The following is a 16703-nucleotide window of genomic DNA, read 5'->3' on the forward strand; positions in this document are numbered from 1 at the left end:
TGCGGCCCGGCGGATCCAGGATGGACGCAGTGGTCGCCTTTTTAAACGGGCCGACGAGTGGAGAGAGATGTGAGCAACAACCGGCGGGGGTTGGCAAAACAGAGTGTCGTGGGCATGTTCTGGACGGCCCTGTCGATGGGCGCCCTCGCGGTCGCCGAGCTTGTCGCACTTCTCGTCCTGGCCCGATTGCTCTCGCCCAATGAGTTCGGCCTCTACTCCGCAGCGCTGATCGTCATCAAGTTTTCGGCGATCTTCCAGGGACTTGGCATTAGCCCCGCAATCGTCCAGCGCCCGGTCCTGGAAGAACGACATCTTCGGGTAGGGTTCACCTTGTCGTGCCTCCTCGGCCTTGTTGTGTCCGCCCTGGTATGGGCGATGGCACCGGCAATTGGCGGTCTGCTTCGGCTCCCCGATCTTGCTCCGATCGTTCGTGCCATCTGCTTTGTGTTCCTTTTCCAAGGCGCTTCCATGGTGGCATTGGCCGCAGCGCAGCGCGCGCTGCGGTTCCGCTGGCTGGCGCTCGTCGACGCCTGCGCCTTCGCCGCTGGCTACGTCGTTGCCGGTCCAGTGCTGGCTTGGCTCGGCTTCGGTATCTGGGCCCTTGTCGGCGCGCTCCTGATCCAGCAATTCATCCGCATGGTCGTGCTGCTCGCCGGCCAGCCGCATCCGATGCTACCTTTGCTGGAACGCCGCGCCACCGTCGAGCTGCTTTATTTCGGAAGCGGTTTCACCATTGCCCGGATATGCAATTACCTCGCCACCCAGGCGGACAGGCTTGTCGTGGGCCGCTGGCTCGGGGCAGACGCGCTTGGCCTGTATGGCCTGTCGTCACAGCTGATGACGACGCCGGCGGTCATCGTCGGCCAGGTTCTCGATCGAGTGCTGTTCCCGACCATGGCTCTGGTCCAGGAGCAGCCGGCGCGGCTTGCTCGTGCCTATCGCAGCGCGGTCGCGGGTTGCGCTCTGCTGGTCCTGCCGGCCAGTGTGGTCGTAGCGATCGTCGCGCCGGAGTTAGTTGCTGTCATTCTCGGGCGGGGATGGGTGGGAGTAGTCGCGCCGCTCCAGATACTAGCGTTCAGCATGCTGTTCCGCACGAGCTACAAGCTTAGCGATTCCGTCTCGCGCGCAACAGGGACGGTCTACGCCCGTGCCTGGCGGCAGGCGGTTTTCACCATCGGCGTCTTCGCCGGTTCCCTCATAGGGCAATTCTGGGGCATAGAAGGCGTGGCGTTCGGCGTCGGCGCGGCCTTCGGGATCAACTTCTTCCTCATGGCACAGTTGAGCCTCCGCGTGACCGGCATGACATGGGGGGATTTCCTTGCGGCGCACCTGCCCGGGCTCGCGCTCGCGGGTGTTGTCGGGACTGGCGTCTGGGCAGTCGTGGACTGGCTGCGCGAGTTCCATCTATCTCCTCTTCCCCTGCTCATCGATACGGCATTGCTGGCGTCTGCCGGAGGCTTGCTGCTGTGCTGGATCCTGCCGTCGCTGTTCCTTGGACGGGACGGCCTATCACTGCTGCGCCTGCTCGCGGCCGTGGCGCCTGCCTGGCCCAGGATGAAGAAGGCAACAGACTGACCAGCAGGACATTCGGGCCGCGGCTTTCTCCTGTCGGGCGCGTCGCGATGCCGGTTTTAATCACAGGAAATTGGGGAAGGGAAATCCAACATGACCAAACTGACTGAGGTTGGCGCGAAATTCCTGATGACTGAATTCGGCAGCGACGCAGGCATTGGCGGCGACTGGCTGAACATTGACGATTGGACCCAGCCAAGCGGAAAAGAAAGCGGTAACGAGACGGGTCATGTGCTCTCCGATCTTGGCGAGGGGCTTGCTGCCGAAACCGGCCAGGGCGGCCACACTCCGAACTTGGAACCAGCCGCGAGCAAGCTCGATCTCATTTCCGACCATGGGATCATCCCGCCATCGGTAGACGATGGCGGATTGAAATTCACCGGACAGGCCGAGGTGCCGGCTGGACTTGCCATCCATCTGGACAGCACCTTTGTCGACAGCGCCCGGAATCATGCGGACAGAAGCGTCACCTACACCGCCGCTGCCCTTGCAGACACCGGCACGGTCTCGACAGGGGGCGCTGTCGCCACCAGCAGCCTTCTCGCCGCCAGCTCAAGTGCGATCGACCCGATTTTCGAGACCAGGGTGGCGACCGCAGGCGACGACGTCGAGGAGAAAGGCTCCGGTACGATTGGGACCAACATCAACGATCTGGAGCTGGGTTATGACGGCAGCACCCGCCAGACCGTCGGCCTTCGCTTCACCGGCATCGACATCCCTAAGGGTGCCATCATCACCAGCGCCTACATCCAGTTCCAGGCCAACGAGGTGAAAACCGGCGCGGCCTCGCTGCTGATCCAGGGCGACAACACCGACGACGCCAGCCCCTTCACCAGCGCCGCCTTCAATGTCTCCTCGCTTCCCCGGACGACGGCATCAACCGCCTGGACACCGGATCCGTGGACCATCGTGGGCGAACATGGCCTTGCCGAGCGCACGCCGGACCTTACGGCTATCGTCCAGGAGGTCGTCAACCGCTCCGGCTGGGTGGCGCTCAACGACATGGCCTTCGTGGTCACCGGCACCGGCACGCGCACGGCCGATTCCTACGAATACAATCCGGCCAGCGCACCGCTGCTGCACATTGAATATCTGCTGCCTGGATCCAGCAATCCGGTGGCCTTCAACACTCCGGCCGACGCCAATGCCGCCCCCAACCAGATCGCCGAGCTTGCCGCGGCAGGCGCACCCACCGGGATCACCGCCTCGGCGACGGATCCAGATGCCGGTTCGACCGTCACCTACAGCATCAATGACTCGCGCTTCGCCATCGATTCCAGCAGCGGCGTCATCACGCGCTCAGCCACCGGCACGCTCGACTTCGAGACCCAGCCGTCCATCAACCTGACGGTGACGGCGACCTCGTCGGACGGCAGCACCGCTAACCAAGCCTTCACCCTCGCCGTCCTGAACAGCCCGGAGCCGGTGGCCTTCAACGCGGTGCCTGATGCCAACCCTGCCGCCAATCAGATCGCCCAGAACGCCGCCGCAGGCACGACCATCGGCATCACCGCGTCAGCCACGGATCCCGATGCCGGCTCGACGGTCAGCTACAGCATCGGCGACTCGCGCTTCGCCATCAATGCCAGCACGGGTGTCATCACGCGCTCGAGTACCGGCACGCTCAACGCCCAGTCCGAGCCGTCGGTCGCCCTCACCGTCACGGCCACCTCGTCCGATGGCAGCATCGATACCCATGCTTTCAACGTCAATGTCACGGCCAGCCAGATGCCGGTGGCCTTCAACACTCCGGCCGACGCCAATGCCGCCGCCAACCAGATCGCCGAGCTTGCCGCGGCAGGCGCACCCACCGGGATCACCGCCTCGGCCACCGATCCCGATGCCGGCTCGACCGTCACCTACAGCATCAACGATGCGCGCTTCGCCATCAATTCCAGCACCGGTGTCATCACGCGCTCGGCCGTCGGCACGCTCGACTTCGAGACCCAGCCGTCCATCAACCTGACGGTGACGGCGACCTCTTCCGACGGCAGCACCGCCAACAAGAGCTTCACTCTCGCCGTCCTCGACAGCCCGGAATCAGTCGCATTCAACGCTCCGCCCGATGCCAACACCGCGGCCAACCAGATTCTGCAGAGTGCTGCGGCCGGTACTGCCGTCGGCATCACCGCTTCGGCCTCGGATCCTGATGCCGGCTCGACGGTCACCTACACGATCGACGACTCGCGCTTCGCCATCAATGCCAGCACCGGGGTCGTCACGCGATCGAGCACCGGCACGCTCAACGCCCAGTCCGAACCGACAATCAATTTCCACGTCAAAGCCACCTCGTCCGACGGCAGCTTCGATACTCACACCTTCACTGTTGACGTCACCAGCCAGCTGCCGACATCGGTGACCCTGGCCCATACCATCCTGACCTCGCAGTGGTCGCCGCCGAGCCCCGATCCTACGGATATCGTCTATATTTCTCACCTTGGCACGCTGCTGGTTGCCGACAGTGAAGTCGATGAAATGCCCATTTTTACCGGCAAGAATCTCTACCAAATGAACCTGGCCGGCAATCTTATGGGAACGCTCACTACCATCAACTTCTCGGACGAGCCGGCCGGGGTCACTTATAATCCTGCTAACCACCATCTCTTCTTCGCGGACGACACTGGCACGAAGAGCGTCTACGAGTTGAACCCAGGCAAGGATGGGCTTTACAACACGTCCGACGATATCGTGACCTCATTCAAGACCGCCGCGTTCGGCAGTAAGGATTCGGAGGCTCTTGCCTACGACACAAAACGCGGAGTGCTGTATCTCGAGGATGGCTCAAACCATAACATTTACACCATCGCTCCGGGCCAGAACGGCAAATTCGACGGCGTCCCAAGCACGGGTGGCGATGATGTCGTGACGAGTTTTTCTGTACAATCGCTCGGATCCCCTGCTGACGGGGGCCTCGCGTATGATGCGGTCCACGACCTGCTTTACGTCATCGTGTCACGCACCTCGGTGGCAATGATAACGCCAACCGGGGATCTGCTGGGCACGCTCGATATCTCGGCGGCCGACGCACATAAACCGGCCGGATTGGCGCTGGCGCCGAGCAGCGACGATCCGAGCCACCAAATGAGCCTCTATATCGTCGATCGGGGCGTGGACAATAACACGGATCCAAACGAGAACGACGGCAAGATCTATGAATTCCATTTGAACGATTGGGTAATCGCCTGATCCGGTACGGCTTCGCCTCTTCAAGTCGGTCGTAGGGCGTCCGGCAATCCGCAAGCTGCCGGTCGGCTAGTCTCAGCGGCGCCAGTAGCCGTTCAGGCGACTACAGCATGTCGCGGCGAATAGGATTCGCCCAACCTGCTGTAAGCTTCTGATCTTATGCATGTCGTTATTCCGGAACCGAGGACACTTCCGGGCGACATGCATTAGCGTCTTCCCGCACTATTCGAGTGCTTCCCATCCCATTCACGATACGTTCAGGGCTTCAGGCGAGTTGAGCGAGGAGATCGTCGACAACGCTTGGGACCGTGCCCGCCGTGTCGATATCGATGCCAGCGGGAAGATATTCCCGGGTATGATGGTAGCGCAGTACCAGCCGCCGCTCGGCCGGATCGAAACCTGGCTCATTCGGTCGCCCATCCAATCGTCGGTTCAACGTCTCAACGTCTATGTCGAGCACAAAGACCTTGTCGAATAAGTCCAGGAATTTATGGAAATTGCGCGAGCCGCCACAGAAGAAGGTGGCAGGATGGGTGGTGTCGGCAGCAATGGCCCGGACCTTGTCGACGGGCCAAATCCAGTGCGCGTATCCCCAGACGATGTGATCCTGGCCTTCGGGTGGTCCTGGCAGTGCCTTGCCTGTTTCGGGGTCGCCGACATAGGCCAAGACCCGGTCACCATGGACGACATGATAAACCCCGCCGCTCCAGTTCGGTAGCGACAGACGTTTTTCCAGTGCCGGAACCGCCTTCGATCAGGTAGTTCTTGATTCCCATAGGCGCCGTTTATCACGTCGTTCAATCCGGCGAGAAGAGAACGATCGGCAATGGGACGATGCTCGATGCAACGCGTTTCAGCGCCGATAAAAAAGCCCAGACCGCCGGCGGCACTCTGGGCGCCGCAAGCGGTCTGGGCTTTCACGAAGGGCTTGGCCCTATGTCCTTGGCCCTATGTCGTCGAGACGCTGTTTCAGCGACCCTGCTCGAGGAGCTTACGCCTTGCCGGGCGGGCCGACGTGAATATGGTTCTTGTCTCCCCAACCATTGCCGGGGCGTGTGCCGCCCGATTTGGCAATCGCCTTGGAGTTCAAGCTTGTGCCGAGCAGAAGCGTCACAGCCGGCGGCGTAACCGCCGCAAAACGCCCCGCCTTCTTGAGAAAGTCACGGCGCGCTTGAGCCTCCGAGACCAGCGTCTCTTGCGTCTGTTCCGAGCGTTTTGTGCTTTCTATTGACATTTCGACCTCCCACAAACTTTCTCAAATTCGCAGATTGATCTTACGCTTTCCATACAGGCGCACTAGTTCCCCAAAAGGCTTAGATTTTCGTGCGAGGATTGAAGAGCGTGCGAGCGATGCGATGCAAGGGGTCCGACGGCCCACGTTTCGCCAATCCGTAGGCGCGTGAAAACCGCCATATGCCCCACATCAAATTGCCTGCCAGGCGCAGCGGGGCGCCAATGATGGGGTGGGTCGCCGTGAAGACGCGCCTCCAGTGCTGGAAACGGACCATCGGGCGTTGTGTACATTTTGCGGGGATTCTGGTTCCAAAGAAATGATGCAAGGCCAAGAGCTGGGTGTCGAGCGCATTGCGGGCGCTCCGATCCGGCATGGATTCCTGCAGTGACATCCAGTCCACGTCCTCGCTTTCCGCCAATCGGGCCAGATCATGAAGGTGCCTGAGATCTATCCTTCCGCGCCAGTAATCTCCCTCCTTGAGAAGGTCGTGCACCATCCAATGCAGGGCGCGAGACCGAGCGGGAGGAATGTTCACCCGAAGTCCTCCGAGTTGGACGAGTTCGGGAGGGGCATGGCAGGTTGGTTGGCTCGACCGAAGTTCCAGCATTCCGGCGTCATGCTCGCGGGCCATGCCTCGGGCGCCCGCCACATCGACGTAGCCAAGCTCTTCAAGACAGGTCCGGGCGAACGTCTCTTCGCGCGGGTCCACGGCTAGATCGAGGTCACTCGTCATCCTGCTGGGAACCTGGCCGCCCGGCGAAAGGAACAGAGGAACGGCCCCCTTGAGCAGAAACGGTACGATGTCGCGGCCATTGAGGGCGGCAACGGCTTCACGCAGTTGAGTACGCAAGCGCAGGTTCCGTTCGCGATTGCAGTCGTAAACGAACCGAAGGTACTCGCGCACGTCCTGCGGGAGTTGATGGATTTGTCCGGCCCGAGCGAGAGACGAGAACAAATCGGCTGTGAGCAGAGTGTGATTTGCCAGAGCGATCACGGCCTGCCAGTCGGCGCTGTCGGTCGGAGCGCCGCGAAGTCCAGCGACCAACGCCTTAAGCGCGTTGCCTCTACTCGTCATGGCACGCTTTCGAGATTAGCTGCACCGCATCATCAAGCCCGGAATAGGTCAGGCAATAGGTTTGCGCCGAGCCGATGAGTTGGGTCAGCACTTCGAAAGCGGTGCCACTGAGCTCTCCGCCGGGTGCCAGCGCGCCGTTGAGCAGGCCGCGCAAAGCGTGAGCTGGATCGATCGGCTCCAGGCTAGCTTTCGAGGTACGACCTCGACGGAGCAGGACCACACAGCCAATGGGTAGGGGAGCGGGAGGCAAGGGCACGAACGCCTTGGGCACGGCAAATCGTACACGCTTGCGGTCAGGGCGGCGACAGATCGGAACGGCATCGAGGCCGGGGCAGTATTTGGCCAGCAACGGCCATGCTCCCGCCTTGACCGCCGGGGCAAACGGAAGGCCGACGCCATGCCCGCTAGAGTCCAGCAGCGTCACATCATCGGCGACAAAGCCAAATCCTGCATGGACCAATGCCAAGGTCAGCGTCGTCTTGCCCGCGCCCGGATTGCCACAAAGAAGGACGATGCGTTCATTTCTGAGAAGCGCAGCCGCATGGAGGGCAAGTTCATATGCGCCGTAATCCAGAACCTCGGTCAGCAATTGCCCCTTCAGCATGACGGGTAGTGCGTCGAGGGAGCAGGACAAAATCCACTTGCCATCCCGCAACAGATGGACTCTCCCTCCCTGCCCAACGACCTCGAGCAGTACGTCGGCAGTATCTCTTTTGACCTCGAGGTGGCGAAATACGGAAATCGCGGGAAAGGCGTAGGCCGCCGGATAGACGATGCGTATGTTGAGGCCCGCAACCGCGACCACCTGGCTCACAGGCTTTTGAGCTGACGAAGTAGACAAGGGCGCGCAGGGCCGTATCAGGTTCAGCCGCTGCCAATCTTCGAGTGCAGCCTCGACATGCCTGTCTGCCTCAAGTCTATCAACGCCACTGCGCGCCATCTCGACCGAGATGGCGCGCGGTGGCATGCCTTCCTCCAGAGAGCGCCAGATGTCGGCAGCAGTATCGTTGACGGCGAAAATGGCCTTCTGGGAAGGGCTGAACAGAATATTTTGTCCCCTGACGCGTACCAACCGCCCCTGGATCACAAACCTCCCAGGGCCGTGATCGGCGGATCCTGATGTCACACTTCTGTCAATCGCCTCGTGCTGGTTCATCGCGGTGACGGTCCAAGCTGTTGTTGCAAGCAGGGTGCATGCGAGCGCCACCTGTCTTTGCAGTTCGGATAATCATTGCCGACGCTGCGACTTCTCACAGCAATTCGTCGGAGAACCGGACCACGTCCTGATGCGCCGCGATCCATTGGAGATGCGCCTTGTTCCAATATTCGCGGGCGTTGGCGCCCGTCAGCAATCTGAAACCAGATGGCGGCAGCGGCAACGAGGAGGGGATTGGCTCGTCGGGCAGCCACAGCAAAACGTTGTCGCGGCTTTCAATCGTCAGCCGCCATGTTCTTTCCAGGCGACGGAATCCACGCATGTTGGCCGCGGCCAATGCGAAAACCGATTCCGTGATCCTCAACCTGGGCGACTGATCGACAGCCTTGATCGGCGCCTGATGTGTGATTTCGCCCTTGGACAGAAAGGCATGCATACGAATGAGGGATTTGTCGACTCGCACCGTTTGCCCTGTTCCGTCCCGCTCGTTTGACGCAGGGTCCAGGCTGATCCCCGAGAAACATCCGTCAAACAGGCAATCTTCGATGATACCGCTGAGGAGATAGTCGTTCTCCACCGCATCATCCCTGATTTCGCTGAGCCAGCACCCTTTTAGGCGAAAACCGTCGGCGTGCTCGGCGAGGCGAATGCCATCCCAGCAGCGACGGGCACGCACCCCCTCAATTGTCGCATCGGTGGTTCCGTCCCTGACAAGCAGAGCCGCGCTGTTGCAGTAGGTGTCCCGCCAATCAGACGTTAGCGGTACCTGGCCGTCGAAGCGGCCGCCGACAAAGCGAACCCCTGGACAGTTGCGGATGACGACGGGATAGCGATTGACCGGCAATGTCCCCTCGTCGCAGCCCATCGTCGCGCTGGGATCGCTGTTTCTGCTGTTGGCAACCGTGAAGGAAGCATTGCGAGCATTGATAGTTGCTCCCGGCTGGAGGTTCCGAATTACTTGCTGTTTGAAGCCATACTCACCCGTCAGGACGAACTCGTTGCCTCCCGGCGTTTGGCCGCCTTGCGCTCGGAGCGAGCTCGGCAATAAAGCGATTACAGGATACAAGCCGGCGACGCCCATGAAAGAACGGCGGTCCATTCTCGTGCTCATTGACCTACCCTATCGCACAGCCGATGCCGTTCAAGGCAGGCCAGTAGCACCGCATCGAGAACCCTTTCGGCGACGTCTTCGGGCGACGCAAACCTCTCCGCGTTAACCGCCACCAGTACGCCGGCGTGATCTTCCGTTCCCATCCTCCACTCAAGATCGGTCGCAATCTGGCGGCAAGCACCATCCGCGGTCGACCACAGATCAAGGTCGCGGTCAGGAGATGTCCTTTGCATCCGCGAGGATCGATCGCCCCTTTTCAGAAGTCGATCTCGTGCCACGCCGATCTCGCCGCGCAGATGGACAAAAGCGATATCGTGCACGCCAATGGCGAACAGGATATCAAGCCACTTCTCGGATGTTGCCCCACGCTTGCTCTTAAGCAAGATGGATAGGAATCCCTGCAACAGGCCCTGGTCCATGACAATAATTGTATTTCTTCCCTGTCTCTCGCTTTGAACATAAGCAATCAGAAACGAAAGATTCCAGATGACCCTGACTGTGTCGACAATTGATGATTGCCCAGCTTCGATGACAAAGCGCGTAATTCGCGAGAGCAGGGAGCGAAACTCACGATCCCTAAACCTTGGTGCAACAATACCTATTCTGTAGATCTGGCGGCTGATGAACTTTCTTGTCTCCGACGCTACCCGCACATCACCCACCAACGGGCCGTGCCGCCGCAAACCGCTCGCCAACAGGGTGGTTGCGGTTGTCTTTCCAATCCCGGGGAGACCAAAGAATTCCACAAATCGAATGTCTGTTTGAAGTGGGCGTGGTTCGACGCTTGGCGGCAAGCCTGCCGTCAGGTCATGGACTGTGTGCGAAGCCATGGGAATTTCAATGTTGAAAGAGCTGGGACCCTGGAACCGCGTACAATTTCGGACGCTCAGGGCCGGTCTGCAGTGATCGTTGGACGCCGCGGTAGAAGATGAGCAAAGCCAACGGCAGCCAGAAGAAAGGCGCTGTCGATGGACCGAAGGAGTCGCTCATCTGGTTTGCGATGATGTAGTTCCACAGGGAAACCGACGTCCCAAGCACCATCACATTCACTTCCGCCGCATGGTCGCCCCCCCTATCGTTGCCGAACAATGTGCAGAACACGACCCTAACCAGATATGCCATGACCACGAGAACCAGCATCGACACCAACGCCAAGCCAGGCACTCCCAGTGTTCTAAAGAAGTCAATGAACAGATTATGGCTATGGGGTGCGATATCTTCCACCCATTGCCCTGCCCCCACACCCGTGAACGGGTGCGACAGGCCGAGATCGATCGATATAGACCACAGTCGCTGCCGCGATACCACCGAATGCGCCTCGCCTCCGGAAAGTTGAAGGGCCAGCAGGCCGTAAGCCCGTGGATTTAGGAACTGCAATGTCAGCAGGCTCGCTTCGAACAATATCGGAGCGGCAATGGTTCCCACGATTACTTTTAACGGACTCTGCTTTCTTCTGATTAGATATATACTGTATAGTGCAAAGAAAAGACCAAGGCCCACCACGCCGAGAACGAAGTTGGTCTTCGAACCCGATTTCACCAAACCCAGGAGCACCGCAGCGAGGCAGCCCATAAGGAGAAGTCGGTGCCGGCGGGATGTGACCAGCTTCGCGGCGACAAGCGGCAGACCAGCCGACAACGCGATCCCGAGTTGGTTCGAGTGCTTGAAATAGCCTTCAGCCCGATCGGCGAATCTGGCATCGCCCAGCCCGATAGCGACAAGACAGGATGTTACGACAGTCATGATGACTATGGTCGTCACAACCCTGTCGATTGCCACGAGACCCTTCGGTCTCAAGGAGATCGCCGCGACTGCTGGAATGATCGCGAAACCAAACACTTGTGAGAAAACCGCGCGCATCGTCCTCATCGGATTGTCTGCGTAGAGCATCGACAGTAGAGAGAGAACGATGATGACAGCAGATATCGTCAGCACCGCAGTCGTCAGGGCGGCTTCAATCCGATGGAGGCGTCTTGCTGTTTCCGCATAGGCACCGACACTTAGCAGAGCGCAGAACAATGCCAGCACGAAGGAAAGCGAGCCATCCGTTCCGGCAATCCGCGTGGCGCCAGGGAACCAGATGGACAGGATCAGCAAAAGGATAGATACCTGAAGCATAGGTAGAATGTCACACTAGAGGCATTATGCGGGAACTGCGCGCCGACGTAGGTTCGCCTTGATGCGCAACGTCCAGCGTCTTGTTGTCCTGAATAGCTGTACTGATAAACACAGGCTTGGCCTCCGGATCATAAATCATTGCATGCTGCCGCACGGCGGGTGAACTTCCGCATACCTATTTCCAAGCAGCGTAGGCTCGGCGGGTGGACAAGGAAATGAGCGAAAAGGGGGCATTCGGACAGGGTACTCTACGCCTTTTGTGCAACACAGGGGAGTGTGCGGCGATTTCCCGCCCCTCGACCGCTCGTCGGCGAGGCGGTGCAGCCGGATTGAGTGTTGGTACCGATTTCGCAGATGTGGGAGACTTGGAGATGGCACACTGAGTCTTCCACCCATAGGAGATCGCCGTGCTTTGGGGCCTTGTCGCCGTCGGTGTGATCGGCATTTTGCTGGGATTTCGTTTTCGAGTTGCCGCGCTCATCATCATGACCGCGGTGACGGTCGTGGGCGGCGTCGCTGCAGGCGGCATCGGCAGTGTATTTGATTGGCACCACCTCATCTCAATCCTGCTTCTCGTTGTCGTTCTGCAGGGTGCCTACTTGCTCGGCCTCTTCCTGGGCGTAATCTGGCGCCAAGGCATGTCACGTGAGCAGTAATGGTCTGTGGCTGCCGTTTCGCCGCGGCCGGCCGGCGCCGCACCTTTCGCCATTGCGATCGCGACAGCACGCCGCGGTTTTTAGGCAAAGCAATGCATCGGGCAAGAATTTGCGATGCGCATTAATCAAGACGCACGGTCGAATTTCATCACGGCGCCCACGGTCCGGACGAGAATGACAACATCGGCCCATAGGGACCATTCCCGCACATATCGGCTGTCGATAGAGACACGACTGGGATAGTCCATTGCGTCTCTGCCGGCCACCTGCCAAAGGCCAGTCAGCCCAGGCCGGGTTTTTAGATAATCGATCGCAGAGGAGCCGTAACGTTGAAGTTCGTCGGGAACGACTGGACGAGGGCCGACGCAACTCATCTCGCCGCGCAGCACGTTGATGAGTTGAGGCAGCTCATCCAGGCTCGACTTCCTTAGAATCCGCCCCAGGAATGTGATCCGCGGGTCATTCTTGAATTTCCAATTCTGCTCCCACTCCTTGGCGGCTTCGGGATTGCTCGCGATATAGTCGGCCAGAACCCGCTCCGAGTTGGCAACCATGGTCCTGAATTTGTAACAGGCGAAGCGCCTGCCGTTGAACCCTACCCGGGTGTGTGAGAACACCGCCGGTCCGCCGTCGGTCACTAATATTAAAAGGGCAACCGCCAACATCACCGGCGCAGCGAGGACAAGCGCGATCAATGCGACGGTCATGTCCATCATCCTCTTGCGCCGGCCTCCAAGCGGACGGAGGTTTTGGCCGACGCGGATGCCTGGCCCGCGGTGCTTTATGTCAAAGGCGCTTATTGTCACGGATGTCACCAAGAAACGCTGCTGGTTTCGCTGCCCAACTTCACAGCGGCGCGTCATTCTCGGCAAGAGAAGCAAAGGAGGTAGCGCCGTACCCAGCGCTCGTTACCCCCTTAGCCTGATCCGAGCGTCGCAGGCGTAGCCTCGGTAAGTCTTCCGATCAAACGGGGTATCACCTAGCATCCGTTTGCTGCAGTAGCAGTTCGGGCAGGTTCGGCTGTATTGCCAAAGCGCGCATTGGAACGGGTTCGGCCACCAAAAGGTCAGAGGGCCAACCAAATTGGACCGTCACTCGCCTGGGCGAGAATAGAATAGACAGGAACTACTTTACCAAATGCGAAGGCCGCAAACGCGTCAGCCAACGCAATGCAGGAAATGCACGCGCATCGCGCCCAGACGAGACCGGCAGGGCAGCGGATCCGCTTAAAGGACATTGCCGGCCTACCAGATAGTGAGAGCGCGCAACGTGGTGCCCAGCTTCATGCCTACATCACGTCATTTTTCAGCAAGGTCGTTTGCTCGTGATATTTCCGAGATCGACCGTGCCGAAGTCCTTGCTCTCGTGCGCAAGCAAATAGCCTTGCTCGATCTCGATCTCTCCGGCCTCACCGTGGTCGTTGGCGCTGCGACAGGCTACCAAGCAGTGACTGCGGCAGCGGCGGCGCTCGCTAAGGCCAGCCGCGTCGTTGCGCTCACTCGCATATCCTCCAGACATCCGAGCCTGGCAGCAGCCGCGACCGCGACGTTGGCATTTGCCAATTTTGCCAACGTGTCGGAATGCGTGGAAGTGACCGACCGCATCGACAGCCGCAAATGGCAGGACGTCGACCTCGTCACGAACTCCCTCCAGGTCGGGCCGATTTCTAGATCGCTTGTCGAACTCTTACCCTCTCATGCTGTTGTTTCGCTAATGGCTGGAGCGTGGGAGCTTCGGCCTGGAACTGTGGACTTCGACGCCTGTGACGAGGCTGGCATTAAGGTTGCGGCTCTCAATCTCAACCATCCAGCCGTAGACCTGCTGCCAGAGTTCGCGCGGTTATGCTGCACCTTGCTGGACGATGCCGGTGTCGATCTACGCGCGGCCAAGCTCGCCATCGTCTGCGACACGCCCTGTGCATCATCCCTTGAATATGCGCTCCGCGAGCGCGGGGCGGGAGTAAGCGTTTTTTCGCACCCGGTGCTGCTGACCGAAGATGCATGGGATGTCATCGTCGTAGCGATGCGACCCAGCGACAAACCACCAATGGACATCAACAGCCTGGGCCGAATTGGCCGGAACTCGAGCCAAACGCTGTTGGTGCAGTTCAGCGGCGGGATCGATCGCTCGGCCGCCAGCTATTTCGGCCTCACGGTTTGGCCGCCGAAGAGGCCCGGCCGCGATCAGCTAGGCTTGCCACTTGACGTACTCGGAGCAGCTCCGACGGTCCGCAGGCTGACGGGAGGGCTGAAAGCCGCCGAAGCAGCATATCGGGGCGCAGAACTGGGCGAGGACAGTGTTGGATTCCTCGTGAAGGCAAGGTCCGCGACCATTGCGAGGCAACGCACTTAAACACCAGCGCGAGCTAGTCTGTTTAGCGAAAACGATCCGGACGGGTGTCCAACCTCAACGGGTCCGGCAATTGTTGCCGGACCAGCTAGGCAAAGTCCGAAGCAGCCGTCATAGCAACATCTGTCTGAGCTTGTAGGCTACTTCCGTGCGGTTCGTAGCCTTCAGTTTCTTCATGATGTTGCGGATATGGACCTTGACGGTGCTCTCGCAGAGATTGAGTTCGTAGGCGATTATCTTGTTCGCCTTGCCTTTCCTGAGCGCCTCTACGACCGCAGCCTCGCGTATCGTGAACATGCCGGCGAGCGGTCGGGCACCGTTTGCCGTCGAGTGGATGATCTCTCGAAGCGCCAGCACGCAACTGGCGGGTACAAAGATCCCTCCGGCGCGAGCGAGACCAATGGCCTCGGCAGCGACCTTCACCTTCACACTTGTGGGAATGTAGCCTCGGGCTCCGCATTCGAGTGCGGCGAGAACCTCCCCCGGGTCGTCGGAATCCACCACGACGATTACGGGTACGGTGCCAATCTCAGCAATGAAGTCCGTAAGTTCCGCCCGAACACTCTGCTCGGAGACCTTTCTGGCGCCAAGAATGACCAGGACCGCGGATGGCTCCTCTTTCCCGGCAATGTGCTGGATCTCGTCAAGCGATCCTACCGCGCTAACGCGCAAAGTGGGATTGTGTTCGATAAGGCCACGAGCAAGGCATTCACGTTCAAGCGCTCGCTTGTCTACAATCAGGACTAGGCCTTCGCTTCGGTGCTCTTCTTCGACATCGGATCTGCCTAGACCATTCGCGCCCGGCAGATGTCCATTGTGTAGCGGTACTGCTGCATCATTCCAGGAATCGGAAATTTGGTGAGGTCCCATCGCCTTACATACTCCTCTCCGTCGCCGACTTGCTTTTCTCCCATTTGATTGGGCCCCGCAAAGCTTGTCAGACGCGTGAACTGATACGCTCCATCGTGTCAGGCTGCCTAGATTTAACCGGGGATTGGATTCAAGGAGTAGAGCATACGCCGCCCCAACGCACGGACGTATGGCCTCCCCGCCCTATGGAGGTAACCCAACCTAAAGGGCATACTACAATGCTGTGGAAAGGCCGCATTAATCCTGGTTAACAATTGGTAATTATATATTAGCTAGCTAATATGTCCAAAGGTATTACAACCTGTAATTGCGTTAGCTTGTCTCGCATCAATAAGCTGAGACGGGGGGTGCGACTGGTGATTTCCTGTTTGCCGGCCAACAAACCATACGGCCGCCAATCGCGGCGAACTCGGCGACCGAGGTGCACATTGGTTCGACCTCGCCGCCATGGCCAAGCGCCTCGGCAAGACCAACACATCGATGGTGACTTGGTCAGCTGTTTCCCGCCAAGGCGTGAACGAGGGATAGTAGCAGCGCTGCAAGCCTGATCCCGCAAATAGCCGGAAGAGAGCGTGAGGCGGCGCCTGCACGTCACTGGCTGATCGGTCATCGGTTGAGCCCCGAATGTTGCCCTCATACTTCTTTCGTATGCTTTGCGCGTCTTGGGTATGAGCGCATATAGTCCGTTATCCCCCGGTGCCGTTTCTCACGAACTGCCCGTCGGTTAGGCCCGGTGTCCTAGCCCCATCCCAACAAGGGCTGCCGGGCCGCTCCATCCAGACTGAAGCCGCCACCCCTCTGCGAGGCGACTGCCATCCGCCCTAGCCACATCTACCGACGCAATTGCGGTCCCAAGCGTGCTGACCCGCAACAGGTCACGTTTGGCCCAGCGGCGGATGGGCTTCACATCAGGGCTTGCAGGACCGATAGTCTCAACCTGAAGCGCGAGGGGTATTTCTGACCATGCGCCACATCAAGGCAAAGAGCCTCGCTCCCAAGGATGGCGTCCGCGACTATCTGGCCGCGCAGGAGAAGAAGTCGCTGCTGCGCTTCCTGACCTGCGGTTCGGTGGATGACGGCAAGTCGACGTTGATCGGACGCCTGCTGTCCGACACCAAGCAGATTTTCGAGGACCAGCTCGCCGCGCTCGAACGCGATTCGCGCAAGCACGGCACGACGGGCGACGACATCGACTTCGCGCTCTTGGTCGACGGCCTCGAGGCCGAGCGCGAGCAAGGCATCACCATCGACGTCGCCTACCGCTTCTTCGCCACGCCGAAGCGCAAGTTCATCGTTGCCGATACGCCCGGCCACGAGCAATACACCCGCAACATGGCGACCGGCGCCTCGACCGCCGATCTGGCGATCGTGCTGATCGA

The 16703-nt window shown here is 59.7% G+C and carries 13 protein-coding genes and 1 pseudogene; 5 read left to right on the forward strand and 9 right to left on the reverse strand.

Annotation, left to right across the window (positions count from 1 at the left end; translation table 11 throughout):
* Positions 1-69 precede the first annotated feature (69 nt).
* Both FJ941_RS12445 and FJ941_RS12450 read left to right on the forward strand, forming a co-directional pair.
* Positions 70-1575 carry a lipopolysaccharide biosynthesis protein gene (locus FJ941_RS12445; RefSeq protein WP_246673783.1) on the forward strand — a complete coding sequence of 502 codons (1506 nt, stop codon included), beginning with the start codon at positions 70-72 and terminating at the stop codon, positions 1573-1575.
* Positions 1576-1701: 126 nt separating this feature from the next.
* Positions 1702-4758 (forward strand): putative Ig domain-containing protein, encoded by a 3057-nt coding sequence (locus tag FJ941_RS12450; RefSeq protein ID WP_181169770.1) that lies wholly within the window; start codon positions 1702-1704, stop codon positions 4756-4758.
* A gap of 262 nt (positions 4759-5020) precedes the next feature.
* On the opposite strand, the pseudogene FJ941_RS12455 reads toward FJ941_RS12450, so the two are convergent.
* From FJ941_RS12455 to FJ941_RS12485, 7 genes and pseudogenes are all read right to left on the reverse strand, one after another.
* A pseudogene (locus FJ941_RS12455) lies at positions 5021-5531 on the reverse strand (nucleoside kinase).
* Positions 5532-5746: 215 nt separating this feature from the next.
* Positions 5747-5989, reverse strand: a complete 243-nt coding sequence (locus FJ941_RS12460) for a hypothetical protein (protein ID WP_140505877.1) — start codon at positions 5987-5989, stop codon at positions 5747-5749.
* A gap of 79 nt (positions 5990-6068) precedes the next feature.
* On the reverse strand, positions 6069-7064 hold the full coding sequence (locus FJ941_RS12465; RefSeq protein WP_140505879.1) for a nucleotidyltransferase family protein: 996 nt from the start codon (positions 7062-7064) through the stop codon (positions 6069-6071).
* A complete protein-coding gene (locus tag FJ941_RS12470) occupies positions 7054-8220 on the reverse strand; it encodes a PqqD family protein (protein WP_140505881.1) in 1167 nt (388 codons plus the stop codon). Before FJ941_RS12470 ends, FJ941_RS12465 begins: the two co-directional genes overlap by 11 nt.
* Positions 8221-8314: 94 nt before the next feature.
* Complete coding sequence (locus FJ941_RS12475) at positions 8315-9319, reverse strand: hypothetical protein (protein ID WP_140505882.1); 1005 nt, start codon at positions 9317-9319, stop codon at positions 8315-8317.
* Positions 9320-9327: 8 nt separating this feature from the next.
* The gene (locus FJ941_RS12480) at positions 9328-10161 is read right to left on the reverse strand and encodes a hypothetical protein (RefSeq protein WP_140505884.1); all 834 of its coding nucleotides are present in this window, start codon (positions 10159-10161) and stop codon (positions 9328-9330) included.
* 7 nt (positions 10162-10168) lie between these two features.
* Complete coding sequence (locus FJ941_RS12485; protein ID WP_210242219.1) at positions 10169-11428, reverse strand: O-antigen ligase family protein; 1260 nt, start codon at positions 11426-11428, stop codon at positions 10169-10171.
* 428 nt (positions 11429-11856) lie between these two features.
* On the opposite strand from FJ941_RS12485, the gene FJ941_RS12490 reads away from it, so the two are divergent.
* Complete coding sequence (locus FJ941_RS12490; protein WP_140505888.1) at positions 11857-12105, forward strand: hypothetical protein; 249 nt, start codon at positions 11857-11859, stop codon at positions 12103-12105.
* A 125-nt stretch (positions 12106-12230) separates the two neighbouring features.
* Here the strand turns inward: FJ941_RS12490 and FJ941_RS12495 are convergent, their stop codons facing one another.
* A complete protein-coding gene (locus FJ941_RS12495; protein ID WP_281405563.1) occupies positions 12231-12818 on the reverse strand; it encodes a sugar transferase in 588 nt (195 codons plus the stop codon).
* A gap of 571 nt (positions 12819-13389) precedes the next feature.
* Between FJ941_RS12495 and FJ941_RS12500 the strand changes: the two genes are divergently transcribed.
* Positions 13390-14457: a hypothetical protein gene (locus FJ941_RS12500; protein WP_140505892.1), complete on the forward strand. Its 1068-nt coding sequence runs from the start codon at positions 13390-13392 to the stop codon at positions 14455-14457.
* Between the two features lie 108 nt (positions 14458-14565).
* Here the strand turns inward: FJ941_RS12500 and FJ941_RS12505 are convergent, their stop codons facing one another.
* Complete coding sequence (locus FJ941_RS12505) at positions 14566-15324, reverse strand: response regulator transcription factor (protein ID WP_140505894.1); 759 nt, start codon at positions 15322-15324, stop codon at positions 14566-14568.
* Positions 15325-16287: 963 nt separating this feature from the next.
* Between FJ941_RS12505 and FJ941_RS12510 the strand changes: the two genes are divergently transcribed.
* Positions 16288-16703, forward strand: a 416-nt coding sequence (locus FJ941_RS12510; RefSeq protein ID WP_246673785.1) for a GTP-binding protein, incomplete at its 3' end; no start/stop codon positions are given.

This window comes from Mesorhizobium sp. B2-3-13, from assembly GCF_006442195.1.
Classification (GTDB): domain Bacteria; phylum Pseudomonadota; class Alphaproteobacteria; order Rhizobiales; family Rhizobiaceae; genus Mesorhizobium; species Mesorhizobium salmacidum.

What these genes read in the sequence shown, in the direction of transcription:
- FJ941_RS12495 (WP_281405563.1), bottom strand. Translation starts at nt 12,818, where the DNA reads ATGGACATGACCGTCGCATTGATCGCGCTTGTCCTCGCTGCGCCGGTG.
- FJ941_RS12480 (WP_140505884.1), bottom strand. Translation starts at nt 10,161, where the DNA reads ATGGCTTCGCACACAGTCCATGACCTGACGGCAGGCTTGCCGCCAAGC.
- FJ941_RS12450 (WP_181169770.1), top strand. Translation starts at nt 1,702, where the DNA reads ATGACTGAATTCGGCAGCGACGCAGGCATTGGCGGCGACTGGCTGAAC.
- FJ941_RS12500 (WP_140505892.1), top strand. Translation starts at nt 13,390, where the DNA reads ATGCCTACATCACGTCATTTTTCAGCAAGGTCGTTTGCTCGTGATATT.
- FJ941_RS12475 (WP_140505882.1), bottom strand. Translation starts at nt 9,319, where the DNA reads ATGGACCGCCGTTCTTTCATGGGCGTCGCCGGCTTGTATCCTGTAATC.
- FJ941_RS12470 (WP_140505881.1), bottom strand. Translation starts at nt 8,220, where the DNA reads ATGAACCAGCACGAGGCGATTGACAGAAGTGTGACATCAGGATCCGCC.
- FJ941_RS12465 (WP_140505879.1), bottom strand. Translation starts at nt 7,064, where the DNA reads ATGACGAGTAGAGGCAACGCGCTTAAGGCGTTGGTCGCTGGACTTCGC.
- FJ941_RS12460 (WP_140505877.1), bottom strand. Translation starts at nt 5,989, where the DNA reads ATGTCAATAGAAAGCACAAAACGCTCGGAACAGACGCAAGAGACGCTG.
- FJ941_RS12505 (WP_140505894.1), bottom strand. Translation starts at nt 15,324, where the DNA reads ATGGGACCTCACCAAATTTCCGATTCCTGGAATGATGCAGCAGTACCG.